The sequence below is a fragment of the Mitsuaria sp. TWR114 genome (genome assembly GCF_007997345.1).
In genome coordinates this window covers 1-3,594 of sequence record NZ_VOSR01000635.1, presented here as the reverse complement: position 1 = coordinate 3,594, position 3,594 = coordinate 1, and the positions used below count along the sequence as shown (strand labels likewise).

Genomic DNA, 3,594 nt, shown 5'->3' with positions numbered 1-3,594 from the left:
CGCCGCCCGGCCCCACCGCGGGTTCCTGCGCGAAGGTTTCCTGCGCCACCGCCCAGGCATCGAGCGCCAGCGGCTGGACCAGCACCTCGGGACGTTCCTCACGCGCCAGCCGCTCCAGGCGCGGCGCGCCATCGGCATCGGGCACCAGCAGGCGCACGCCATCGGGCACGCCGGCGTCGAGCGCGCGGGTCACCCAGGCGGCCCAGGCCTCGTCGTCGGTCACGCTGGCGGGCGAGAGCACGGCGACCAGTTGCCCGAACACCGGGTGATGCCCGGCCAGCGCGGCCAGCGCGCGCATGAAGGCCGCGGCGGTGTCGGGGACCTCGTCCGGCTCGAAGCGCCAATCGGGCGTCTGCCCCGCCTGGCGCAACTCGTCGTGGCTCGCGGCGTACTGGCCGGCCAGCGCTTCCTTGAGCGCGCGCGAATAGGCGATGGACTGCTCGAACGGCGCATCGAAGACGACGAAGGTGTCGCCGCCGACGCTGCCGGTTGCGTCGCCCGCGGGCGCATGCCGCTGCATCTCGAGGAAGGCGTCGAGCAGGCGCCTGCCGCCGTCCGGCACCTGCCACAGCAGCAGGCGCTTGTCGGGCTGGTCGACGAACGCCTGCCAGTGCTGCAGCAACTCGGCGAGCCGGCGCTGCACCGGATTGATGGCCATGGCCATCCTTTCTTCAGCAGTTCAGGGAGATTTCCGTCCCGTTGACCGACACGCCACTGGCGTCGACCTTGATGACGGAGCCGCCGGCGCTGATCGTGATGCTGCCGGCGTCGATGACGACGGTCGACGAGCCCACGCCCAGGGTCAGCGCGCTGGCCGAGGTGTAGCTGCCCGCGCCAGTCGCATGCAGGGCCATGGTCTCGGTGGCGCCCTGCGTCAGCGGGCCGCTCGCCTGGACCGCGAGCGGGCCGGTGACGGCCTGGCTGTAGCCGCCGGTGACGGACTGCGTGTAGCCGCCGGTCACGGTCAGGCGCTTGCCCGCGCTCACCGTCTTTTCCTCGCCCGCGGTGACCGTCTCGACGAACTGGCCGTTGACGGTGTTCTCGCGCTTGCCGTTGACGGTGTTGGTGACATCGCCATGCACGGTGCGCGCGGTCACGCCGGTGATCGTCTGCGTGTAGCCGCCCGCGGTGACCGTCATCTCGTGGCCGGCGTTCACCGTCTCTGCCAGCTTGCCCACCACGCTCATCGTGCGGTCGGCATTGACGGTCAGGGTGTCGTTGACCGACACGGTCGTCGTGCGGTTGTTCTTGACCGTGTTGGTCTGGTCGTGCAGCACCGTCGTGGACATGTCGTACTGCGCATGCAGGGTCATCTGCTCCTGCCCGGCGGTGTCGTTCATCGACAGCTCGTTGTAGCCGCGCCCTTGTGCGTCCTGGACTTGATGCCGCTGACCACCGCGCCCTCGGGCAGGCTGTAGGGCGGCATCTGCTCGGCGTTGTAGAGGCGGCCGACGATGAGCGGCTGGTCCGGGTCGCCCTCGAGGAAGTCGACGACGACCTCCTGCCCGATGCGCGGGATGGAGACCCCGCCCCAGCCCTTGCCGGCCCAGGGCTGCGACACGCGGATCCAGCACGAACTGCGCTCGTCGCGGCGGCCGCGCCGGTCCCAGTGGAACTGCACCTTCACCCGGCCATAGGCATCGGTGTGGATCTCTTCGCCGCCCGGCCCGGTCACGGTGGCGGTCTGCGGTCCCGGCACGATCGGCTTGGGCGTGCGGCGCGCCGGCCGGAACTGCTGCGCCGCCGGGATCGCGGCGAAGTCGCAGCGCAGGTCGGTTTCGCCGCTGCCCGATTCGCTCGCTGCCTGCCGGACGGTCAGGCGGGTCGACGTGATCAGGTACTGGCCGTTCTGGTCATCGCGCGGATGCCGCGTCATCGCCAGCAGCCGGCCGACGCACACGCCCTGCGCATTGGTGCTGCCCGCGAGCAGGCTGAAGGCGCTGTGCAGTTCGTCCAGGCGGTCCTCCGCGTACTGCGCGCCGTCGGCGGACTGCAGGTAGCCGCCCGGGAAGTCGAAGATCTCGCCGTCGGCCAGGTCGTGCGCATGCGCGCGCGACTGCTCGGTCAGCAGCGAGGTCGAAGGCCGCTCGAAGTCGTAGTCGGTGAGGACGACCTTGCCGGGCTGCATGCGCTGCTCGCTGGTCCAGCGGCCGATGTGCTCCAGCAGCGGCGGCGCCTGCTCCACGTTGCCGTAGAACGGCAGCGACTCGCACCCCGGCGCGCTGTCGTGCGCGCTGGCCGCGTCGCAGAGCACCAGCTTGTGGCCGCGCTCGTCGTGCTCGACGTGCCAGTAGATGCCTTCGTGCTCCAGCAGCCGCGCGACGAAGTTGAAGTCCGTCTCGCGGTACTGCACGCAATAGGTCCAGGGCCGGTACGGCCGCATCAGCTTGAACTCGAAGCGCGCCGCCGCATGGTCCTGGAACACCGCGGCCACGATGTCGGGCACGCTCATGTCCTGGAAGATGCGGCAGTCGGCGGTGCGCGTGAGCAGCCACGGCCAGGGCCTGAGCGTCATTTCGTAGACGGCGTGGCGGCCCTCGAAGCCGCCCTGCGCGAAGCGCGCGACATGCCCGCTCAGCCGGCGTGGCGCCGCATCGCGCAGCGCGATGACGACGGCCACCGGCTTGCCGAGCAGGTCGCCGGCGGCGATGTCCAGCCGCTCGCTGAGCAGGCGGAGCTGGATCTCGCCGAGCTCGCTCAAGGCCTCGGTGGCGTGGCACTCGTGCACGCGGAAGGTGCCGTCGGGCAAGGGGGATTCAAGCCGGAGGGAAGCGGTCATGTCGCGCGGTGCTCGGTGGGGCCTGCATTAGAGGCAGCGGCCCCCGAGGGGGTAAAGCGACGAAAGTCACCAGCGGCCGGCACGCCAGCGCGACGGCGCCGCCAAGGGGTGACCTTCCGCATGGGCACGCCCGGGCGCGCCGGCGTCCGCCGCGGCGCCTGCGGACGTTCCAAGCGTTGCGACGCGTTGCGATTCTTTCCGTCGTTTGCACCGCATACTCGCCACCGTCCGCCGCTCCCAGGCCCCTCGATGCTGTTGTCCGCGCTGCGCCAGTTCCTGACCTTGCTGCTGTCCCTGCTTCTCGCCGCCGCGCTGCTGGCCGCCTGGGGCCTGTTGATCGAACCCCGATGGGTGGCCGCCCGGGAAGTCCGGGTCGCGGTGCCCGATTGGCAGGGTCCTCCGGGGCTGAAAGTCGCCGTCGCCTCGGACTGGCACATCGCCCATGAGTTCCGCCACGTCATGACGATGGCGCGCGCCCAGGCGGTGGTCGACGCGATCAATGCCGCGGCGCCGGACGTCGTGCTGCTGCCCGGTGACTTCATCCATGGCCGCGGCGAGGACGGCACCACGCCCGAGCAGATCGCCGCGATCCTCGGACGGCTACGCGCCCGGCATGGCGTGTACGCGGTGCTCGGCAACCACGACTGGTGGACCGACGGCCCGCGCTTCACGCGCGCGCTGCGCGCCGTCGGCATCCGGGTGCTGCTCAACGAGGCCGTGCCGCTGCCGGGCACGGCCGTGTGGGTGGTGGGTGTCGGCGACCGCATGTCCGGACACAGCGACCCGCGTCGCGCCGTGCGCGGCCTGCCGCGCGG

General features: G+C 71.3%; 3 protein-coding genes and 1 pseudogene. 1 reads left to right on the top strand and 3 read right to left on the bottom strand.

The window, feature by feature from the left end; translation table 11 throughout:
• From FUT87_RS21270 to FUT87_RS21260, 3 genes and pseudogenes are all read right to left on the bottom strand, one after another.
• Positions 1 to 658 (bottom strand): annotated as a pseudogene (locus FUT87_RS21270) (hypothetical protein); the annotation flags it as partial.
• 13 nt (positions 659 to 671) lie between these two features.
• Positions 672 to 1,340, bottom strand: coding sequence for a bacteriophage T4 gp5 trimerisation domain-containing protein (locus FUT87_RS21265; protein ID WP_147242309.1), 669 nt, complete (start codon positions 1,338 to 1,340; stop codon positions 672 to 674).
• A complete protein-coding gene (locus tag FUT87_RS21260; protein ID WP_147242308.1) occupies positions 1,337 to 2,779 on the bottom strand; it encodes a type VI secretion system Vgr family protein in 1,443 nt (480 codons plus the stop codon). Before FUT87_RS21260 ends, FUT87_RS21265 begins: the two co-directional genes overlap by 4 nt.
• Before the next feature lie 249 nt (positions 2,780 to 3,028).
• Between FUT87_RS21260 and FUT87_RS21255 the strand changes: the two genes are divergently transcribed.
• Positions 3,029 to 3,594, top strand: a 566-nt coding sequence (locus FUT87_RS21255; protein WP_186830677.1) for a metallophosphoesterase, incomplete at its 3' end; no start/stop codon positions are given.